At 39.0% G+C, this 19059-nt stretch carries 22 protein-coding genes; 6 read left to right on the plus strand and 16 right to left on the minus strand.

Annotated features, from left to right (window positions below; all coding sequences use genetic code 11):
- Positions 1 to 285: 285 nt before the first annotated feature.
- Positions 286 to 1056 (plus strand): phosphoribosylglycinamide formyltransferase, encoded by a 771-nt coding sequence (locus ED622_RS10920; protein WP_122033890.1) that lies wholly within the window; start codon positions 286 to 288, stop codon positions 1054 to 1056.
- 116 nt (positions 1057 to 1172) lie between these two features.
- On the opposite strand, the gene ED622_RS10925 is transcribed toward ED622_RS10920, so the two are convergent.
- The gene (locus ED622_RS10925; protein ID WP_099047735.1) at positions 1173 to 1262 is read right to left on the minus strand and encodes a YnhF family membrane protein; all 90 of its coding nucleotides are present in this window, start codon (positions 1260 to 1262) and stop codon (positions 1173 to 1175) included.
- Positions 1263 to 1459: 197 nt separating this feature from the next.
- Here ED622_RS10925 and ED622_RS10930 point away from each other — a divergent pair, with 197 nt between their 5' ends.
- The 4 genes from ED622_RS10930 to ED622_RS10945 all read left to right on the plus strand — a co-directional run bounded on the left by ED622_RS10930 (position 1460) and on the right by ED622_RS10945 (position 4686).
- A complete protein-coding gene (locus ED622_RS10930) occupies positions 1460 to 2041 on the plus strand; it encodes a porin family protein (protein WP_122033892.1) in 582 nt (193 codons plus the stop codon).
- 362 nt (positions 2042 to 2403) lie between these two features.
- A complete protein-coding gene (locus tag ED622_RS10935; RefSeq protein WP_122033894.1) occupies positions 2404 to 3870 on the plus strand; it encodes a sodium-dependent transporter in 1467 nt (488 codons plus the stop codon).
- Position 3871: 1 nt separating this feature from the next.
- Positions 3872 to 3967, plus strand: a complete 96-nt coding sequence (locus ED622_RS10940; protein ID WP_099047736.1) for a MetS family NSS transporter small subunit — start codon at positions 3872 to 3874, stop codon at positions 3965 to 3967.
- Positions 3968 to 4059: 92 nt separating this feature from the next.
- Positions 4060 to 4686 carry a glutathione S-transferase gene (locus ED622_RS10945; RefSeq protein WP_122033896.1) on the plus strand — a complete coding sequence of 209 codons (627 nt, stop codon included), beginning with the start codon at positions 4060 to 4062 and terminating at the stop codon, positions 4684 to 4686.
- Between the two features lie 85 nt (positions 4687 to 4771).
- Here the strand turns inward: ED622_RS10945 and ptsG are convergent, their stop codons facing one another.
- The 14 genes from ptsG to yceD form a co-directional block, all read right to left on the minus strand.
- A complete protein-coding gene (gene ptsG / locus ED622_RS10950) occupies positions 4772 to 6202 on the minus strand; it encodes a PTS glucose transporter subunit IIBC (RefSeq protein ID WP_122033898.1) in 1431 nt (476 codons plus the stop codon).
- 450 nt (positions 6203 to 6652) lie between these two features.
- On the minus strand, positions 6653 to 7423 hold the full coding sequence (locus ED622_RS10955; protein ID WP_122033900.1) for a TatD family hydrolase: 771 nt from the start codon (positions 7421 to 7423) through the stop codon (positions 6653 to 6655).
- Between the two features lies 1 nt (position 7424).
- Entirely contained in the window at positions 7425 to 8396 is a 972-nt protein-coding gene (gene holB / locus ED622_RS10960) for a DNA polymerase III subunit delta' (RefSeq protein WP_122033903.1), read from the minus strand.
- Positions 8386 to 9018, minus strand: coding sequence for a dTMP kinase (gene tmk / locus ED622_RS10965; protein ID WP_122033906.1), 633 nt, complete (start codon positions 9016 to 9018; stop codon positions 8386 to 8388). Before tmk ends, holB begins: the two co-directional genes overlap by 11 nt.
- A 2-nt stretch (positions 9019 to 9020) precedes the next feature.
- Positions 9021 to 10031, minus strand: coding sequence for an endolytic transglycosylase MltG (gene mltG / locus ED622_RS10970; protein ID WP_122033910.1), 1011 nt, complete (start codon positions 10029 to 10031; stop codon positions 9021 to 9023).
- On the minus strand, positions 10025 to 10834 hold the full coding sequence (pabC, locus tag ED622_RS10975; protein WP_122033912.1) for an aminodeoxychorismate lyase: 810 nt from the start codon (positions 10832 to 10834) through the stop codon (positions 10025 to 10027). The genes mltG and pabC overlap by 7 nt, the downstream gene beginning before the upstream one ends.
- A gap of 101 nt (positions 10835 to 10935) precedes the next feature.
- Positions 10936 to 12180 carry a beta-ketoacyl-ACP synthase II gene (gene fabF / locus ED622_RS10980; RefSeq protein ID WP_122033915.1) on the minus strand — a complete coding sequence of 415 codons (1245 nt, stop codon included), beginning with the start codon at positions 12178 to 12180 and terminating at the stop codon, positions 10936 to 10938.
- A 96-nt stretch (positions 12181 to 12276) separates the two neighbouring features.
- The gene (acpP, locus tag ED622_RS10985; protein ID WP_122033917.1) at positions 12277 to 12510 is read right to left on the minus strand and encodes an acyl carrier protein; all 234 of its coding nucleotides are present in this window, start codon (positions 12508 to 12510) and stop codon (positions 12277 to 12279) included.
- A gap of 169 nt (positions 12511 to 12679) precedes the next feature.
- Positions 12680 to 13414, minus strand: a complete 735-nt coding sequence (gene fabG / locus ED622_RS10990; RefSeq protein WP_162922545.1) for a 3-oxoacyl-ACP reductase FabG — start codon at positions 13412 to 13414, stop codon at positions 12680 to 12682.
- A gap of 19 nt (positions 13415 to 13433) precedes the next feature.
- Positions 13434 to 14357, minus strand: coding sequence for an ACP S-malonyltransferase (gene fabD / locus ED622_RS10995; RefSeq protein WP_122033923.1), 924 nt, complete (start codon positions 14355 to 14357; stop codon positions 13434 to 13436).
- A 64-nt stretch (positions 14358 to 14421) separates the two neighbouring features.
- Positions 14422 to 15375: a beta-ketoacyl-ACP synthase III gene (locus ED622_RS11000; RefSeq protein WP_122033926.1), complete on the minus strand. Its 954-nt coding sequence runs from the start codon at positions 15373 to 15375 to the stop codon at positions 14422 to 14424.
- A 5-nt stretch (positions 15376 to 15380) separates the two neighbouring features.
- Positions 15381 to 16406 carry a phosphate acyltransferase PlsX gene (gene plsX, locus ED622_RS11005; protein WP_122033929.1) on the minus strand — a complete coding sequence of 342 codons (1026 nt, stop codon included), beginning with the start codon at positions 16404 to 16406 and terminating at the stop codon, positions 15381 to 15383.
- Between the two features lie 10 nt (positions 16407 to 16416).
- Positions 16417 to 16587, minus strand: a complete 171-nt coding sequence (gene rpmF, locus ED622_RS11010) for a 50S ribosomal protein L32 (protein ID WP_122033932.1) — start codon at positions 16585 to 16587, stop codon at positions 16417 to 16419.
- A gap of 16 nt (positions 16588 to 16603) precedes the next feature.
- Positions 16604 to 17125 (minus strand): 23S rRNA accumulation protein YceD, encoded by a 522-nt coding sequence (gene yceD, locus ED622_RS11015; RefSeq protein WP_122033934.1) that lies wholly within the window; start codon positions 17123 to 17125, stop codon positions 16604 to 16606.
- Positions 17126 to 17258: 133 nt separating this feature from the next.
- Between yceD and ED622_RS11020 the strand changes: the two genes are divergently transcribed.
- On the plus strand, positions 17259 to 17840 hold the full coding sequence (locus ED622_RS11020; RefSeq protein ID WP_122033936.1) for a nucleoside triphosphate pyrophosphatase: 582 nt from the start codon (positions 17259 to 17261) through the stop codon (positions 17838 to 17840).
- Between the two features lie 90 nt (positions 17841 to 17930).
- On the opposite strand, the gene rluC is transcribed toward ED622_RS11020, so the two are convergent.
- Positions 17931 to 18878 carry a 23S rRNA pseudouridine(955/2504/2580) synthase RluC gene (gene rluC, locus ED622_RS11025; protein ID WP_122033940.1) on the minus strand — a complete coding sequence of 316 codons (948 nt, stop codon included), beginning with the start codon at positions 18876 to 18878 and terminating at the stop codon, positions 17931 to 17933.
- Positions 18879 to 19059 lie beyond the last annotated feature (181 nt).

Genomic DNA, 19059 nt, shown 5'->3' on the forward strand with positions numbered 1-19059 from the left:
CAGACTTTGTGAGTAAAAAGCCACTTTGAACTAATATCTATTTTATCTCCCCATTTGATTAACCATTTTCTAGTTACAATTGCTTTCAATTTCAAGAAGAAAAAGTTCAAAAATTGACCTTAATTTAACGTCAAGAATTGTAATTCTGTGATGCTTAACTCAAACCAAAACAATGATAATTTTCACCTCTTGAATCTGCTAAGTGTGCCCATATTTATTTAGTAGGTGTTGCTAAGATGCTGTCTACTTAGTTGCTATTTCTTTCTGTCTTGCTAAGGAAAAAGAATGAAAAAGTTTGCCCGTGCCGCAGTCCTAATGGTTTTAGTATTTGGACGTCCTCAAGCACAAGCTTCCTCATTAATTGAGTTTATTGAACCTGATTATCAAGAAGCAAACCAATCAGAGATCGATCATCAACATGTCCTTCACAGCCTAAATGGTCTACTTTCGATTCAAAGTTGGAACCATTTCTCACATCAACCTTATGATGATTTTAATATTTTAAATTCTAAGGCTCATCAAGCTCAGAGAGAATTAGAAAATATCTGTAAAGAGACCGCATTAATGTCAAATGCCCAATCTCAATTTGCAGGTGTAAAAAGTACCGAACGAGCTTTATTAAAGATTGAACAAGAATTAAATGGTCAGGTAAATAAATTAACCGACATGGCAAGAGCTACGGTAGTTGCCGATTCAATACCTGATTTAGTAACCGCTTATGAATCAATAAATAGAGAAACAACTGTACTGAGTGTCACTAACCGTTTTGCAGAGCCAGCTAAATCAGGCTATCGAGATATTAAGTTGTTGGTAGAGCTACCAAAAACAAAATTAGTTGCGGAAATACAGCTGCACTTAAAAGAGATTGCAACGGTAAAAAATGGAGCAGAACATAAACTGTACGAAGAAATTCAAAATATCGAGCGTTTAACACTGATTGAAAATAGAGAGTTCACTGAATTTGAGCAAGCTCGTGTTGCTAAATTAAGAGCGTTATCTCAATCGCTATACGCTAATGCTTGGCAGGCCTATTTACCGACCCAAGCGCTAGCGTAAATAACCTCTTTCTTTTAATCTATTGATTCTAGTCTACGGCATCAGAAACTAAAAAGAGCAACCAATAACCTATTGATTGCTCTTTTCTTTTTATCTGCTTTTGCTTGTTTCGTATTTCATGCCATCAAAACCAAACTTCCAAAAAAAGCTAATCCTGAAAAAACAGCTACAGTTGTAATAAGTGCAAATTTAAAATCACTGTCCATAACGACTCCTTGTTATTGTGATGTAACAAAAAATTAACACTACTTCGAGCTATCTTCAAGTAATCAAAAGAAGTAGACCACCAAGTTGGTATTGGTATCACAATGTCAGCATAATAAATCTAACATCAGCATAAAATTAACCGTTTTGTGACTAAATACAAGTTAATAAAATTACGAAACACTTTTGGGAGGAATAAATGAAACGGACATCATTACTAGGGTCACTCACGATTGTACCTCTACCACTATTTGCTCAAGTGTACATAACCCCTTCTATTGGTATTGCCTCGGGTGGTGAAGTAGAAAATAGCGCAGGTGAAACCTTCAATATTAAAGGCGATAACGCACTCTCCCTCGCTATTGAAACAGATTTTGATACTGGTCGTATTGGATTATTTTATAGCACTCAAAGCAGTGAGGTAAAATCACTGGGCAACAAAACACGATTTGATTATTTACACTTTCAAAGTGCATTAGATTACCCTCTCACCTCTCATTTAAGCTCTTTCTTTGGTTTAAGTCTTGGTGCTACTTATACCGATGTCGACTGGAGTGACGAAAGCCTACACTTCTCTGCCGGCGCTTTTACTGGGTTGCAGTACCACTTTACTGATAATCTCGCATTACAACTCGAAGCGCGTTGGTTAGGGACCTCTGTTGATAGTAGTTTCGACAGTGCTTGTGTTTCTGGATCCACACAGAGCGGGTGTATCATTCGTTATGAAGGAAGCTGGATGAATCAATTTCAAGGTAACCTTGGCTTAAGATTCAGTTTTTAACCCCTACATGATCCTACTTATCATTTTCTAAATTCCAATTGATATGGTTGTTTTCTCATCAATTGGAATTTTTTTATAAAAACACAATTAATCATTTAACCTTTAATTAACAACAATAGACTCTGCATAAGAAATTATCTTTAACACTACCTGCCATAATATCAATCAAATTAAGAACAATTCACTACTAACGCTATATTTTGCTACCTTTATGTCATATTGCCTTAACAATCATAAATAGGTAATCTGCCTGTAATGCTTAGCTAATACCTCTAGTTTGAGCAAATTGATTTCAACTTAAATAGAGAATGATACTGAACAAGCTTCAGTTCTCAGGGAAAAGTTTTTTAAAGGAGTGTTTTATGAAGCGTGAACAATGGGGTTCTCGTGCAGGATTTATTCTTGCAGCAGTAGGATCTGCTATCGGTCTAGGTAATATTTGGCGTTTTCCATACATGGCGTATGAGAATGGCGGCGGTGCTTTCTTCATCCCTTATCTATTTGCAATGCTAACTGCTGGTATTCCATTTATGATCATGGAATTTGGTATGGGCCATAAATTCAGAGGCTCTGCACCACGAACATTTGCAAAACTAAACAAAAAATACGAATGGCTTGGTTGGTTCCAAGTATTAATAGCTGCTGTAATTGCAGTGTACTATGTTGCTGTTATTGGCTGGGCTATCTCTTACTTCAGTATGTCTTTTTCTCAAAGCTGGGGACAAGATACTAACGCGTATTTCTTTAGCGAGTACCTAAAGTTAGGTGACAACTCACCAACAAAACTTGGTAGTATTCAATGGCACATCGCTATTCCAATAGTTATTGCTTGGGCAATCACTTTTGCGGCTATTTTTGGTGGCGTAAAAAGTGGGATAGAACGTGCAAGTAAGATCATGATGCCGTTACTGTTTATTATGGTTATTGCTCTTATTGGTCGAATGATTTTCTTACCTGGTGCACTCGATGGGCTTAACTACCTATTCCAACCAGATTTTAGCAAGATCACAGATCCAAAAGTATGGTCAGCCGCTTATGGTCAAATCTTCTTTACCCTAAGTGTCGGCTTTGCCATCATGCTGGCTTATTCAAGTTACTTACCTGAAAAATCAGATGTGAATAATAACGCCTTTATGACGGTACTGATTAACTGTGGTTTCTCTATTATCGCCGGTATTCTTATCTTTTCTATTTTAGGTAACATGGCACATGAGCAGAGTAAACCATTAACAGAAGTGGTTAGCGCTGGTGTTGGGCTTGCTTTTGTTACTATTCCGGCAGCAATTAACTTACTACCGGCGCCTTATATTCTTGGACCTCTATTCTTCTTTGCTTTAGTTGTGGCTGGGTTAAGTTCTCACATTTCAATCATTGAAGCGGTAACGTCTGCTTTCATTGACAAATTAAACTGGTCTCGTAAAAAAGCAGCGTCTGTTGTATGTAGTGTTGGTTTAGTGGTTTCAATGGCATTCGCAACTAATGGCGGTCTATTACTGCTTGATTTGGTTGACTACTTCATCAATAACATTGCGCTATTAACTAGTTGTTTAATCGAACTGTTTATTATGGGTTGGTTAGTGAAACTGGCTGATATCCGCTCGCACGTTAATAAAATATCTGAGTTTACGATTGGTAAATGGTTTGAGATCTGCTTACGCTTTGTCAGCCCTGCTTTCCTAGTGGTTATCTTAGGAACAAATATCGTTAATACGTTAACTGATGGTTATGGCGGTTATGCTCAATTCGATTTACTGCTACTTGGTTGGGGTCTTATTGCCGCAATGCTAGTGGTTGGTATCGTAATTAATAAATCAAGCAAGGAGGCTTAATATGACAACTGGTGCAATCATTATGATGGTTCTTGGCCTTGGGATCACTTGGGGAGGCGCAGCCTTCTGTATCCGTAAGGCGATGAACAGTAACTAGAAACTACTTTCTAGAAAATGTTAGTCTTAAAGCAGATCTTCGGATCTGCTTTTTTTTCGCTGTTTCATTTTAAATTAATTTAGAAGGTAAAAATGATCATTCTCTATTCATTTCGCCGCTGCCCTTATGCTATGCGTGCACGGCTTGGGCTTGCTCTCTCTGAAAAATCGGTACAGCTTCGTGAAATCATATTGAAACATAAACCAGAAGCAATGATACAGGCATCCCCTAAAGGCACTGTTCCTGTCTTAATTGAAAAAGATGGGCATGTGATAGATGAAAGCTTAGATATCATGAAATGGGCTTTAGAAGGCTCTCAACTGTTAAATTCAGCAACGAATACCATGCATTTATTAATAAAAGAAAATGATGAGGTATTTAAAGGCTGGTTAGATAAATACAAATACGCAGATCGCTACCCTGAACATTCAGAAGTTTACTACCGTGAGCAAGGTGAGATATTTTTAGAGAAACTAGAACGACAGTTAACTAATTCAAATAGATTATTTAGTGATGAATACAGTTTTGCTGATTTGGCCATTCTTCCTTTTATTCGCCAGTTTGCGTTTGTGGACATTGATTGGTTTAACCAAAGTAAATATCAACACGTACGTGATTGGCTTACGAATTTCATTGATTCAGCGCTGTTTCTCAAAATCATGAAGAAATATCCGACTTGGTTAGAATCACATCAAGAAATCTCGTTCCCTGAAAAATAACCCTTTGTTTCTCTTCTTCTCAAACCAGAAAACAAAAAAGGAGACTCGAAAGTCTCCTTTTATTAATCATCGATAAAACCGATAATTAGTTATGAGTAATCCACTCATTCATGTCTGTTTTCAAGTTATCCGATTTAGTACCGAAGATAGCTTGAACACCAGAACCTGCAACAACAACACCTGCAGCGCCAAGTTGTTTCAGTTTGTCTTGATTTACCGCTTCAACACTTGCTACAGAAACACGTAGACGAGTAATACAAGCATCAAGGTTTGTGATGTTCTCTTTACCACCAAATGCAGCAACTAACTCACCAGCTAACTCAGAACCAGTTACAGCAGGACCTGCATTTTCATCTTCATCTTCACGACCTGGAGTCTTAAGGTTCATCGCTTTAATTACAAAGCGGAATACGATGTAGTAAACAACGGCATAAACAAGACCAAGACCAACAAGAAGAAGCATGTTCTCTGCACGTGGAGATTGAACTACAAAGTCAATGAAACCATTCGAGAATGTGTGACCGTGAACAATACCTAATGCGTTAGTTAGCATGTATGCAACACCAGCAAGTACTGCGTGGATAGCATAAAGAACTGGAGCAACAAATAGGAATGCGAATTCAATCGGTTCTGTGATACCAGTAAGGAATGAAGTTAACGCAGCAGATGCCATGATACCCATTACTTTAGCGCGGTTTTCAGGTTTTGCTGAATGTGCAATTGCGATTGCAGCAGCAGGAAGACCGAACATTTTGAATAAGTAACCACCAGCAAGTTGACCGAAACCGTTACCTGCAGCGCGAGATGCGTCATCAGCAGTAAGGAAACAAGTCATGATACCATTTACTTGCTCACCAGCGTTGTTCACACAAGAACCCGCTTCGTAGAAGAATGGTACGTTCCAGATATGGTGAAGACCAAAAGGAATAAGAGAACGTTCAACAACACCGTAAATACCAAATGCCATTACTGGGTTTTGGTTTGCTGCCCAATCAGAGAATGCCGCAATTGCGCCACCGATTGGAGGCCAAATTACTGAAAGAACTAGACCTAGAGCGATAGATACAAAACCAGTAACGATTGGCACTGCACGCTTACCAGCGAAGAAGCCTAAGTATTCTGGAAGTTGAATACGGTAGAACTTGTTGAAAGCCCAACCAGCAACACCACCAGCAAGGATACCACCAAGAACACCAGTCTCGATACCATCAACACCCATTACTGTTGCCATCACTTTAAGTGTAGCAACCATGATGCCGTAACCAACAACAGCTGCTAGACCAGCAACACCATCATTGTTTGTAAAACCAAGTGCAGTACCTACAGCAAATAGCAGAGCCATTTGACCGAATACTGAACCACCAGCTTGTTCCATTAAGTGAGAAACCACTTCAGGAAGGAAACTAAAGTTGGCTGCACCAACCCCTAAAAGAATACCAGCTACTGGAAGAACTGATACAGGCAACATAAGTGCCTTACCAACTTTCTGTAGATTGGCAAAAAGGTGTTTAAACATGTTTTGCTCCTAATAATTATAAATACAATTGAAACACTCAAGGCCTACTAGTGAATTACGGCAATATCCCCCTTGCCTATATGTAATTAACATAATTGTAAGTAATCGTGTCTCTAATCAAACTGTCGCTAAATATAGACCTATGTAAAAACAGTTTCTAGCATGTTTTCATTTATTGTTTTAAAACCCTGCAGCGATCACAAAAGTAAGGCGTAGCAAAAGTAATACAAAAAATACACCTTAAAGATAAGGTTATGATTTATATAAAAAATAATTAAAAACAGTCGAAAATAAAATGTTATTTTTAGCAACAAAAATAGATAGGGCAAATAAACGGCTACTGCAATCGATTACTTATAAAATAAGTAACGAAAACCTGCAAAAAATCAATTTAATAAAAAAAAGAGAGACTAATGCCTCTCTTTTGATTGTTTTATCAACAAATTCAAATTATTTGTTCAAAAAAAGTTTCTTGAAATTATTGGTGGTTACTTGAGCAACCTCTTCAAATGATTTTCCTTTTAATAAACCAATATACTCAGCAACATCCCTTACATAAGCAGGTTGGTTCTCTTTTCCTCGAAATGGTACTGGAGCTAAATAAGGAGAATCAGTCTCGACTAATAGACGATCTAAAGGTAAACGGCGAACCACATCTTTCAATTCAACGGCTTTATTAAACGTTACAATTCCTGATATAGAAATGTAAAAACCTAAATCCATCGCTGCTTCTGCAAATTCCCAATCTTCAGTAAAACAGTGTATTACACCACCACATTTATCTGCTTGACCATTTTTTAGAATAGCTAAGGTATCTTCTCGAGCTTGTCTTGTATGAATAATTAATGGTTTATTATACTCAACCGCAACTTCTACTTGCTGCTCAAATAAATCACGCTGACGAGGAGCACTTTCTGGTTGGTAAAAATAATCTAACCCCGTTTCACCTATCGCAATAACACGCTCATTTGCTGCATATTGACGAAAAATAGACAAATCAAACTCAGAATCAACATCTAAAGGGTGGATCCCACAAGAGGCATGAACTTCAGGGTGATCCTTAATCATTTCCATCATATTTGGAAAAGCATCCAAGGTTACCCCTACAGTAAGAAACTGCTCTACTCCACGCTGTTTGGCTTTTTCAAGCACATCTTCAACACTAGTATGTAGATCACTGTAATTTAATTTGTCTAAGTGACAGTGTGAATCAATTAACACATTACTCTCCAATAAACTCAAATAACCATTGAGTTAATAATAATTCTTTATTTAGCCCTGGATGAGCATTCAACTGTTGTCGTAATTCATTCAAGCTTAAATATTGTTTATAAACTATATTGGTTGGGATACTTTTTGCTAAACGCTCAATACTCTCTTGCTCATCACAGTGAACCCAACCTGTAACAACGCCTAATTGTCGCTTTTGAATATCGGACAGTAAGTAGCTTAACCAACAAAGACCTTCATCTTCTAGCTTAATTAAGCTTTTAACGACATCTGATGTCGCACAAAAAGACGATCCCACACAAGCGCTAAAATGAGAAAGAAGCTGTTGGTGACTCGCTTGTTTCTTATCTTGATAAAAGCTTTTAACAGCTAATGGTAAATAATTATTCAATCCTATTGATTGTGGACTAACTGTCAGTTTTTCTGTCTCAGCTAACCATTCAGTAATTACTTCTGCACTAATCTCTGGTTGCAACCAAACTTGGCAACGACTGCGAATTGTTGGTAATAAATGGTGCGCAGAATTGGCTAACAGTACAAATTGACAGTTCTTAGGTGGCGCTTCTAATGTCTTAAGCAATGCATTGGCTGCAGACTCTGTCATTTTCTCAGCAGGCTCAATAATGATCATTCGTTTAGCATTAAACTGTGATGACTCTAATGCCCACGAATTACACTGCCGGATCTGGTCAACCGAAATAGATTTCCCTTCAACTTCGGGTCTAATCCAATGCAGATCAGGATGGTTTCCCGACTCAACCAAACCACAACTATGACAAAAGCCACAAGGCTCGGTTCCTTGTGTTAAACACAGTAAGGTATCAGAAAAATACTGAACGAGAGCATCTCTACCTGTTCCATCTGGCATCGCACACAAGATGGCATGGGGCAATCGATCTGTCGCTATCAATTGCTGCCATTGCTGCCAAACACCTTGCTGCCAAGGATATAATTTAGTTGCCATTAGCCGCTAACCACGTTTCTAATGCACTAATAATTGACTGTGTTACTGTTTCTAAATCTTGTCCTGCATCAATAGTAATAATAGTTTCATCGCTATTGGCAAACTCTAAGTAACGTTCACGACTGCGCTCAAAGAAATCCAGCTTCATCTGCTCAATTCGATCCAATTCTCCACGGGCTGATGCACGTTGAAGACCTAATTTAGGATCAATGTCCATATAGATAGTGAAGTCTGGTTTGAAATCACCAAGAACAGTATTTCTCATTGTCGCCATTAAATCACGATCAAAACCACGACCACCACCTTGATAGGCTTGTGAAGATAGGTCATGTCGATCACCAACAACCCACTCGCCTCTCGCTAATGCCGGCTTAATCACATTACCAACTAGCTGTGCTCGTGCTGCATACAGTAGTAATAACTCGGCCATATCCGTTAATGGCTCATCAGGATGACCTTGTTTAACCAACTCACGCATTTTTTCAGCTAATGGCGTACCGCCTGGCTCTCTTGTCGTCACAGGACTATCAATACCATGCTTAGCAAGGGTCGCTAATACATTTTTAATTGCGGTGCTTTTTCCTGCGCCTTCTAGGCCTTCAATTACAATAAATTTAGACATAATTAATTTCTTAAGGTTCTTAGATAAGCTCTAACTGCTTTGTTATGCTCAACTAGTGATTTAGTGAATTTATGACCGCCTGTACCATCTGCAACAAAATAAAGATAACGACTAGTTTCTGGGTGCAGAGCTGCTTTTATCGATGCAGGGCCCGCCATTGCAATCGGTGTTGGCGGTAGACCATTTATTGTGTACGTATTATAAGCTGTTGGCGTACGTAGATCTTTTTTACGAATATTACCATCGTATTTATCTCCCATTCCGTAAATTACGGTTGGATCTGTTTGTAAACGCATCCCACGCTTTAAACGGTTAACAAATACAGAAGATACTCGTTCTCTTTCTGAATCAATCGCTGTTTCTTTTTCAATAATAGAGGCTAAGATCAACGCTTCATAAGATGATTTTAAAGGTAGGTTTGCTGATTTAGTTTTCCACTCTGCATCCAGTAATGCCACTAATGCATTATGAGAGCGCTCTAGAATATCAAAGTCACTCATACCTGCCGTATAATGGTATGTTTCAGCTAAGAACAACCCTTCTAATTTAGAACGATCAACCCCTAATTTCTCCGCAATTTCTTTTTCTGAAAGATTGCTTAGTTCGTGATCTAAGTAAGGTGCTTGCTCTAATTGTTGCTGCCATTCAGAAAAACGACTTCCTTCAACAAAGGTAATCGAAAATTGATGCTCTTTACCTGTTTTTAATTGAGTTAATACTGTCGCTAAAGATTGGTTAGGTTCAACCCAATATGTGCCTGCTTTAATTTCAGTAAGCTCTGGAAACAATCGATGAGTAAAACGCGCCCATTTAGTCTCTGAGATCCATTGCTTCTGTTCAAATTGACGAACCAGTTTTCGATAACTAGTACCTGGTTTTACCTCAATTAGCTGAGCATCCTTTAATAAAACAGGCTGTTCTGTAAATTGAGTCGCTTGTTGATAGCCCCAAAAGCCAACACCAACCGCGCCTATCGCGATGAGTAAAATAAGGAATAACAATTTCTTTAGCACGAGTACAATTTCTCCTGAAATCTGTGTGTAAATTTATGTTGAGTGAATTTTGTATTAACAATTGCATTGATTGGTACAATTTCAAATAAAGAATTAGTAATAAAAACTTCATCAGCATTTTCTAGCTCACACAGTTCTACACTAACTTCATTTAACTCTAATTGAGATTCTTCTATCAACTGTTGCAGGTGCTTTTTCATCACACCTTCTATACCTGAAAAAGATAAATCAGGAGTAAAGATTCTACCATCCTTAATCCAAAAGATATTACCTATCGAGGTTTCTATAACTTTGTTATTAAGATCAAGAACCACAACATCTGTTGTTTCTGTTTTTTCTATTTCATCTTTGATTAATACTTGCTCTAATCGATTTAAATGCTTCATTCCAGCAAGCTGTGGAGATGATAAACCAAGCTTAATCGTAGAGACACCTAATTCAATGCCATTTTTTTGCCATTGCTTATAATGGCTTGGATATTGAAAATCAGACACAATGACCTGAGTAGTCACACACCCTTCAGGTGAATAACCTCTGCCACCAGCACCCCGACTAATTAATATTTTAATGCCACCAAGCGCCAGACTCTTCGCAACACTGCAAACCTGCGTTTCTAAATCATGCCAATTAGGAGGTATCATCATTAAACGTTTTGCAGAGGTTTTAAGACGTTCTAAATGAAAAGGCCATAAACATACCTCACCATTTTCAACTTTCATGGTGGTAAAGAAGCCATCTCCATATTGGGTACTTCGATCATTAATCGGCAATGTTTCGGATTCAACACCATTAACCCAGTACATAGAAACTCCAGATAATAAAAAAAGGCGATTTGATATAATATCAAACCGCCTTCAAAATATAACTAACTGAATGAAACTAATTAAGCTTCATAAACAAGTTATTACATTTTCTTAAAGATTAGTGAACCGTTAGTACCACCGAAGCCGAACGAATTACAAATAGCGTATTCCATGTTCGTTACTTTACGAGCAGTATGAGGAACTAGATCGATATCTAGGCCTTCTTCAGGATCATCAAGATTGATCGTTGGTGGAACAATTTGATCAACCAAAGACAGTGCTGTGATAATTGCTTCAACAGAACCGGCAGCACCTAATAAGTGACCTGTCATTGATTTTGTTGATGATACTAATACTTGCTTAGTACCCGCTTCACCAAGTGCACGTTTAATGCCCTTAACTTCAGCAACATCACCCGCAGGTGTTGAAGTACCATGAGCATTAACATAACCGATTTGTTCACCCGTTACGCCTGCATCACGCATTGCTGCTTCCATCGCTAGCGCACCACCAGAACCGTCTGGTGTTGGTGAAGTCATGTGATAAGCATCACCGCTCATACCAAAGCCAACTAGTTCACAGTAGATTTTTGCACCGCGAGCTTTTGCGTGTTCATATTCTTCAAGAACCATCATACCGGCACCATCACCTAGAACAAAACCATCACGGTTTTTATCCCAAGGACGTGAAGCACCTTGTGGGTTCTCATTGTTTGTTGATAGTGCTTTAGCTGCACCAAAACCGCCCATACCTAGCTCAGTAGATGCTTTTTCAGCACCACCCGCTAGCATTGCATCAGCGTCACCATAAGCGATCATACGTGCAGCATGACCAATATTATGAAGACCTGTAGTACAAGCCGTTGAAATTGCGATATTTGGACCACGTAGACCGCGCATAATCGACATATGACCAGCGATCATATTTACGATAGTTGAAGGCACGAAAAACGGACTGATCTTACGAGGGCCTTTTTCTTTAAATGCTTTGTAGCCAGCTTCGATTAAGCCAAGACCACCAATGCCTGAACCAATTGCAGCACCGATACGGTGAGCATTTTCTTCAGTAACTTTAAAACCCGAGTCATCTAATGCCTGGATGCCAGCAGCTACGCCGTATTGGATAAATAAATCCATTTTACGAGCGTCTTTCTTAGACATATACTCTTCAGCATTAAAGTCTTTAACTAGACCTGCAAAACGAGTAGTAAACTCAGTGGTATCAAAGTGTTCGATATTAACGATACCACTTTGGCCTGCTAGCAGCGCTTTCCAAGATGCTTCAACAGTGTTACCCACCGGTGTTAGCATACCCATGCCTGTAACAACTACACGACGTTTGGACACGATATATTTCTCCGGAATTAATTGATATTAGATAGGGATTGTAGCGTACTAAAAACTCAGGCGGTCAAGATGACCGCCTGGAAGGTATTTCTTTTATTACTGTGCGCTAGTTACGTAGTCGATAGCAGCTTGAACAGTAGTGATTTTCTCAGCTTCTTCATCTGGAATCTCAGTGTCAAACTCTTCTTCTAGAGCCATAACTAGTTCAACTGTATCTAGTGAATCTGCACCTAGGTCATCAACGAATGATGCTTCGTTTTTAACTTCAGCTTCACCAACACCTAGTTGCTCAATGATGATTTTCTTTACGCGTTCTTCAAGATTGCTCATTTTAATTTTCCTAATTACAGATTTCGCTGATTTGCGATACTTGCTGTATTTTATTCATTAATAAGAAAGTTGCAAGGCCAAGATTGCTGGTCAAACCACGAAAATCGTGATTTTTAGTGCAATTTTGACCCAAAATTGACTTAAGTCACCCTTAAGTCAATTTTATAAATTAAACCATGTACATGCCGCCATTCACATGCAAAGTTTCGCCTGTGATGTAAGCTGCTTCTGGAGATGCTAAAAAGACAACTGCAGCAGCAATTTCTTTAGGATCACCTAAACGACCAGCAGGTACAGATGATAGTGTTGCAGCTCGCTGCTCATCATTCAAGGCTTTTGTCATATCAGTTTCAATAAAACCTGGAGCAACTGTATTTACAGTTATGCCACGAGAAGCAACTTCACGAGCCATTGATTTAGTAAAACCGATAACACCAGCTTTCGCCGCTGCATAGTTTGTTTGTCCTGCATTACCCATAGTGCCAACTACTGAACCTACGTTGATAATACGACCATTGCGTTTTTTCATCATGCCACGAAGTACCGCTTTAGATAAGCGGAAAATAGACGTTAGGTTGGTATCAATGATATCCATCCATTCATCATCTTTCATACGCATAAGTAAGTTATCACGAGTAATACCTGCATTGTTTACAAGAATATCTAATGCACCAAACTCATCATTGATGGTTTTTAATACTTCGGCAACAGACTCTGCATCCGTTACGTTCAGAGCAAGACCTTTACCGTTCTCGCCTAGGTACTCACTGATTGCAGCAGCGCCATTTTCAGAAGTAGCTGTACCAATAACCGTTGCTCCGCGCGACACTAATTGCTCAGCAATTGCACGACCAATACCACGGCTAGCGCCAGTAACTAAGGCAATTTTGCCTTCTAAATTCATCATTTACTATTCCCTTTAATTACTTAGCAGCTTCAAGAGAAGCAGCATCATTTACTGCTGCTGCGCTAAGTGATTTAACGATTCGTTTAGTTAAACCAGTAAGAACTTTACCTGGACCAACTTCATATAAGGTTTCAACACCTTGTTCAGCCATTGTTTCAACAACTTCCGTCCAACGTACTGGGCAGTATAATTGACGAACAAGTGCATCTTTAATTTTTGCAGGATCAGTTTCAGCAATAACATCAACGTTATTAATAACTGGCAATGTTGGAGCAGAAAACTCAAGGCTCTCTAATGCTACCGCAAGCTTATCAGCCGCAGGTTTCATTAATGCACAATGCGATGGAACCGATACTGGTAAAGGAAGCGCACGTTTTGCACCCGCTTCTTTACATAATACACCAGCACGCTCAACAGCATCTTTATTACCAGCAATAACCACTTGGCCTGGTGAGTTAAAGTTTACAGGAGAAACAACTTCACCTTGTGCAGCTTCTTCACATGCTTTAGCAATCGAGTCGTTATCCAAACCAATAATGGCATACATTGCGCCAACACCAGCTGGAACGGCTTCTTGCATTAATTGACCACGAAGCTCAACTAATTTAATCGCATCTTTAAAGTCCACTACTCCTGCACATACAAGCGCAGAATATTCACCAAGACTATGACCAGCTAAAACAGATGGTTGTGCTAAACCTTGCTCTTGCCATACACGCCATAATGCAACAGAGGTTGCTAATAATGCTGGCTGAGTACGAAAAGTTTGGTTTAAATCTTCTGCTGGGCCATTTTGAACAAGTGACCACAAGTCATAACCTAACGCTTCAGATGCTTCTGAAAAAGTTTGCGTTACAACTTCGTGTTGCTCACCTAACTCAGCAAGCATGCCAACAGCTTGAGAGCCTTGACCTGGAAAAACGATAGCAAAATTGCTCATGAATATTATTTCCTTTAAATAAGCATATAAAGAAATTAGATCGCTACGATGATCTATTTCTCACTTAAAACTTAACGAGTGCAGAACCCCAAGTAAAACCCCCACCAAATGCTTCAAGCAATAAAGTTTGGCCTCGTTGGATTCTGCCATCACGTACTGCTTCATCTAATGCCGTAGGCACCGTTGCTGCAGAAGTATTACCGTGACGATCGAGAGTAACAACAACTTGATCCATCGACATCGACAGTTTCTTCGCTGTTGCTTTAATAATTCGTAAATTTGCCTGATGAGGTACTAACCAGTCTAACTCTGATTTATCCATTTGGTTTTTATGAAGTGTTTCTTTCACCAAATTCGATAACTGAGTCACGGCAACTTTAAAGACTTCATTCCCAGCCATGTGTAGCCACTTATCTGCTTCTTCATTTTTACGAGAAGGAACAGGTAAAGAAAGTAATTCACCAAATTTACCATCAGCATGCAAATGCGTTGAGATAATACCTGGTTCTTCACTTTGACCAATAATCACAGCGCCAGCACCATCACCAAATAAGATAACAGTAGAGCGATCTTCTGGGTTACAGGTATGAGATACAGCATCAGATCCAATCACAAGCACATTTTTTGCCATGCCTGTCTTGATGTGCTGATCAGCCACACTCAATGCATAAACGAAACCAGAACAAGCTGCTGATAGATCAAACGCTGGACAGCCTTGGATTTCTAATAATCCTTGGACTTCACATGCAGCAGAAGGAAATGAGTACGTAGGTGTACTTGTTGCCAAGATAATCAGATCAATATCATGCTTATCTATTCCAGCCATTTCGATTGCATTTACAGAAGCCAAGTGCGCCATAGTAGCCACTGACTCATCTTTGCCAGCAATGCGACGTTCACTAATACCAGTACGAGCTAGGATCCACTCATCACTTGTATCGACCATTTTTTCTAAATCCGCGTTAGAGCGAATTTGTGCTGGTAAATAGCTACCAGTACCTAAAATTTTGCTATACATGAAGACTAATAATGCCTCTCGAGTAAAACTGCCTCCAAGCGATCACTAATACGATTAGGTATTTGACGCTTGACCTCATGAACCGCTTCCTTGATGGCATTGTTAAAGGCAGATATATCTGCACTTCCATGACTTTTTACAACAATGCCGCGCAATCCTATCAGACTTGCGCCGTTATACTGGTCGGGGTTCAACTCTTTTAAGCTAGAAATGACATCACCAAAGAGCCATTTCGCTAAAATTTGTTTAAATTTTGATGTTACTAGATGTGATTTTAGTTGATCTAGAAATAAATGCGCAACGCCTTCGCTTGTTTTCAAGCAAACATTACCAACAAACCCATCACACACTACTACATCAGCAATGCCTTGATAAAGCTTATCACCTTCAATATAGCCAATATATTGAATATCTTGGCATTGATGTAACATTTCAGAGCAACGTTTTATTTGATCATTACCTTTTATTTCTTCTTCACCAATATTCAATAGAGCGACTTTTGCCTTACGCCCTAATGATTGTTCTGCTAATTCAGCACCCATTACAGCAAATTGAAATAAGGTTTCAGCATCGCATGATACATTAGCGCCGAGATCTAGCATCCAAGTACGTTGGTTATTTTTCGTTGGTAATGGACTGATCAATGCAGGGCGTTCTACGCCAGGAAGAAGCTTTAAAGTAAAACGAGATAATCCCATTAATGCCCCAGTATTGCCTGCGCTAATACACGCTTGAGCATCTGAACTGGAAACTAAATCAAGGGCGACTCTCATTGAGCTACCACGACTATGTCGGAGAGCTTTTGAAGGCGGTGTGTTATTACCAATTACGCTGTCGCTATGGACAATTGATAATCTTGAGTTGGGGGTATAATTTAGGTGTGTTAATTGTGTAGAAATCGCATCACGATCTCCAACAATAGTTATTTTTAGCTCTGGGAATTGCGACAATGCCTGCACGGCGGCAGGCACTGTAACTTGGGGACCGAAATCCCCACCCATCGCATCAATTGCAATGGTTAGCTGCTGCAAAGCGTCAACCTTACTTGTTGATTACCTTGCGGCCACGGTAAAAACCGTCAGCTGTAACGTTGTGACGAAGGTGAGTTTCGCCACTAGTTGCGTCTACAGATAAAGCAGCTGTAGTTAGTGCATCATGTGAACGACGCATGCCACGCATTGAACGTGATTTTTTGCTCTTTTGTACGGCCATGGACCCTACTCCTCAATTACTGTTGTTTTAAAGATTTTAAAACATCAAACGGATTCGGTTTCTCTTCCTCTTCAGGAATTTCGCCAAATACCAAATTGTTAGATTTGACCTGACAATCTTTAATGTCATGCATAGCGACTTGCGGCAACGCTAGAATAAACTCGTCAGTTACCAACTCAACGAGATCAACTTCACCTACTTCATTTAAATCTACAAACTCATATTCCTCAGGAACTAGAGCTGCCTTTTCTTCGCTTAAAAAAGGCGTACACTTAAATGATACATTTAGGTGATGTTCAAAATTTTTATTACAGCGTTGACATTCCAACAATACATTGACGCTAGCTTTACCAGAGATAACGGCTAATCGTTGTTCGTCAACTTTAAATGACATCGTGACTTCAGCATCACTTTTCACATCTTCAGTAGATTCAGCCAAACGCTTTAAAATATCAGATTGGATGATTCCATCGTAATCTAATCTTCGTTGAGCGTTTTGGATTGCATCAACTGTTCGTGGTATTTTTACCTTTTGCATAGGGCGCGCATCTTATCTTTCTAAAGCCTTAGAGTCAAAGAAAAATGGCAAAAAATATGCTTTTTTTCTTCCCAGTTGCTATTTCAGCAGAGTTGCTAATAATAAACGAAAAGTTTAAGAAGAAGAACCCATTATGCAACCAAAACTCATTCTAGCTTCAACATCGCCTTTTCGACGCTCGATCTTAGAGAAGATCCAAGTCCCTTTTGATGCAATTTCACCCAATTGCGATGAGACACCGTTGGAAAATGAATCACCTAGAGATTTAGTCACTCGCTTAGCGGAGCAAAAAGCACTCTCTTGCGGCATTAAGGATCCTAACTACTTGATCATAGGATCCGACCAAGTCTGCAAGATTAATGATCGCATTGTAGGAAAGCCATTAACACGCGAAAAAGCCATTACTCAACTTCAGGAAGCCAGCGGGCAAATTATTACTTTCTATACGGGTTTATCGCTATTTAATAGCACGACAATGGTGAGTGAAACCCTTTGTGAAGAGTTTAAGGTTCATTTCCGCCAGTTAACAAAAAAACAAATTGAAAATTATGTGGATAAAGAAATGCCATTGTATTGTGCTGGTAGTTTTAAGTGTGAGGGACTTGGTATTGCCTTATTTGAAAAACTAGAAGGAAAAGATCCAAATACTTTAATTGGTCTTCCCTTGATAACACTGATAGATATGCTGGAACGTCAACAATTCCAAGTTTTATAAGCAATTTTTTGATCGAAAGATGTGAGTAAAAAAAAGCGATAAGTGCTAAATAACACTTATCGCTAGAATAATAAAAAGAGTAACCACACGTTACTTTTTAGAACGTAATCCTTTTAAAACTCTTTCTAGTCGATTTTCCATTGGAGCGCTAATATCCATTAACTCTTCCGTACTTGGGTGAGTAAATTTGATATTCGCTGCATGTAAGAACAATCGGTCTAGACCAAACTTACCTGAATAAGCATCAAATCGTCTATCTCCATAACGATCATCCCAACCAATTGGGTGACCAGTATATTGTGCATGTACACGAATTTGATGGGTACGCCCTGTAATTGGACTCGCCTGAATCAATGTTGCTTGCTCAAATTTCTCTAAAATCTTAAAGCGTGTTTCAGAAGGCTTACCATTAGGGTTCACTCGAACAATACTGTTCACTTCATTTTTAAGCAAAGGAGCATTGACCACTTTACAGGTACTTTTCCATTCGCCCATAACTAAAGCAAAATAATACTTTTGAACCGTCTTATTTCGGAACTGTTCTTGCAATCGACGTAATGCTGAACGCTTTTTAGCAATTAAAAGAATACCTGATGTATCTCTATCAATTCGGTGCACTAGTTCTAGAAAACGAGCCTCTGGACGTAACGCACGTAACGCTTCTATCGCCCCAAATTTTAAACCACTACCGCCGTGTACCGCAGTACCCGATGGCTTATTCAAAATAAGAAGATGATCATCTTCATAGATAATGCAGCTTTCAAGCTCAGAGACTTTTGCCAATTTAACATTCGGCAACTCAGGAGCTGTTGATTCAGGTAACTTCACAGGAGGAACTCGAACTATATCCCCCTCTTGAATTTTATACTCTGGTTTAATGCGTTTTTTATTTACACGAACTTCGCCTTTACGCACAATTCGGTAAATCATACTTTTTGGTACATTTTTTAAGCGGGCAAGAAGAAAATTATCGATTCGTTGCCCTGCAAAATCGTCATCGATCTCGACGAATTGCACTTTAGGTTTATCTTCATTCATTTGTGTATTCTACTGTCTTAATTCTAATTGATGAACCTTTTTTAGCTCACTTTCAAATATTGAAGATTGCTGAGGCTTGATCTGACTGTTATAGTGAGCATCTGAAATCAGCCCAGATGGCTATTTCTTCACCTTGGTGAGCATAAAAGCACCAACACGAACTAAAAATATACTGCTCGAA

This window comes from Aliivibrio sp. EL58 (assembly GCF_900312675.1).
Classification (GTDB): domain Bacteria; phylum Pseudomonadota; class Gammaproteobacteria; order Enterobacterales; family Vibrionaceae; genus Aliivibrio.

Coding starts and splice junctions, on each gene's coding strand:
- ED622_RS10920 (WP_122033890.1), top strand. CDS start 286: ATGAAAAAGTTTGCCCGTGCCGCAGTCCTAATGGTTTTAGTATTTGGA.
- ED622_RS10925 (WP_099047735.1), bottom strand. CDS start 1,262: ATGGACAGTGATTTTAAATTTGCACTTATTACAACTGTAGCTGTTTTT.
- ED622_RS10930 (WP_122033892.1), top strand. CDS start 1,460: ATGAAACGGACATCATTACTAGGGTCACTCACGATTGTACCTCTACCA.
- ED622_RS10935 (WP_122033894.1), top strand. CDS start 2,404: ATGAAGCGTGAACAATGGGGTTCTCGTGCAGGATTTATTCTTGCAGCA.
- ED622_RS10940 (WP_099047736.1), top strand. CDS start 3,872: ATGACAACTGGTGCAATCATTATGATGGTTCTTGGCCTTGGGATCACT.
- ED622_RS10945 (WP_122033896.1), top strand. CDS start 4,060: ATGATCATTCTCTATTCATTTCGCCGCTGCCCTTATGCTATGCGTGCA.
- ptsG (WP_122033898.1), bottom strand. CDS start 6,202: ATGTTTAAACACCTTTTTGCCAATCTACAGAAAGTTGGTAAGGCACTT.
- holB (WP_122033903.1), bottom strand. CDS start 8,396: ATGGCAACTAAATTATATCCTTGGCAGCAAGGTGTTTGGCAGCAATGG.
- tmk (WP_122033906.1), bottom strand. CDS start 9,018: ATGTCTAAATTTATTGTAATTGAAGGCCTAGAAGGCGCAGGAAAAAGC.
- pabC (WP_122033912.1), bottom strand. CDS start 10,834: ATGTACTGGGTTAATGGTGTTGAATCCGAAACATTGCCGATTAATGAT.
- acpP (WP_122033917.1), bottom strand. CDS start 12,510: ATGAGCAATCTTGAAGAACGCGTAAAGAAAATCATCATTGAGCAACTA.
- fabG (WP_162922545.1), bottom strand. CDS start 13,414: ATGAATTTAGAAGGCAAAATTGCCTTAGTTACTGGCGCTAGCCGTGGT.
- fabD (WP_122033923.1), bottom strand. CDS start 14,357: ATGAGCAATTTTGCTATCGTTTTTCCAGGTCAAGGCTCTCAAGCTGTT.
- ED622_RS11000 (WP_122033926.1), bottom strand. CDS start 15,375: ATGTATAGCAAAATTTTAGGTACTGGTAGCTATTTACCAGCACAAATT.
- rpmF (WP_122033932.1), bottom strand. CDS start 16,587: ATGGCCGTACAAAAGAGCAAAAAATCACGTTCAATGCGTGGCATGCGT.
- yceD (WP_122033934.1), bottom strand. CDS start 17,125: ATGCAAAAGGTAAAAATACCACGAACAGTTGATGCAATCCAAAACGCT.
- ED622_RS11020 (WP_122033936.1), top strand. CDS start 17,259: ATGCAACCAAAACTCATTCTAGCTTCAACATCGCCTTTTCGACGCTCG.
- rluC (WP_122033940.1), bottom strand. CDS start 18,878: ATGAATGAAGATAAACCTAAAGTGCAATTCGTCGAGATCGATGACGAT.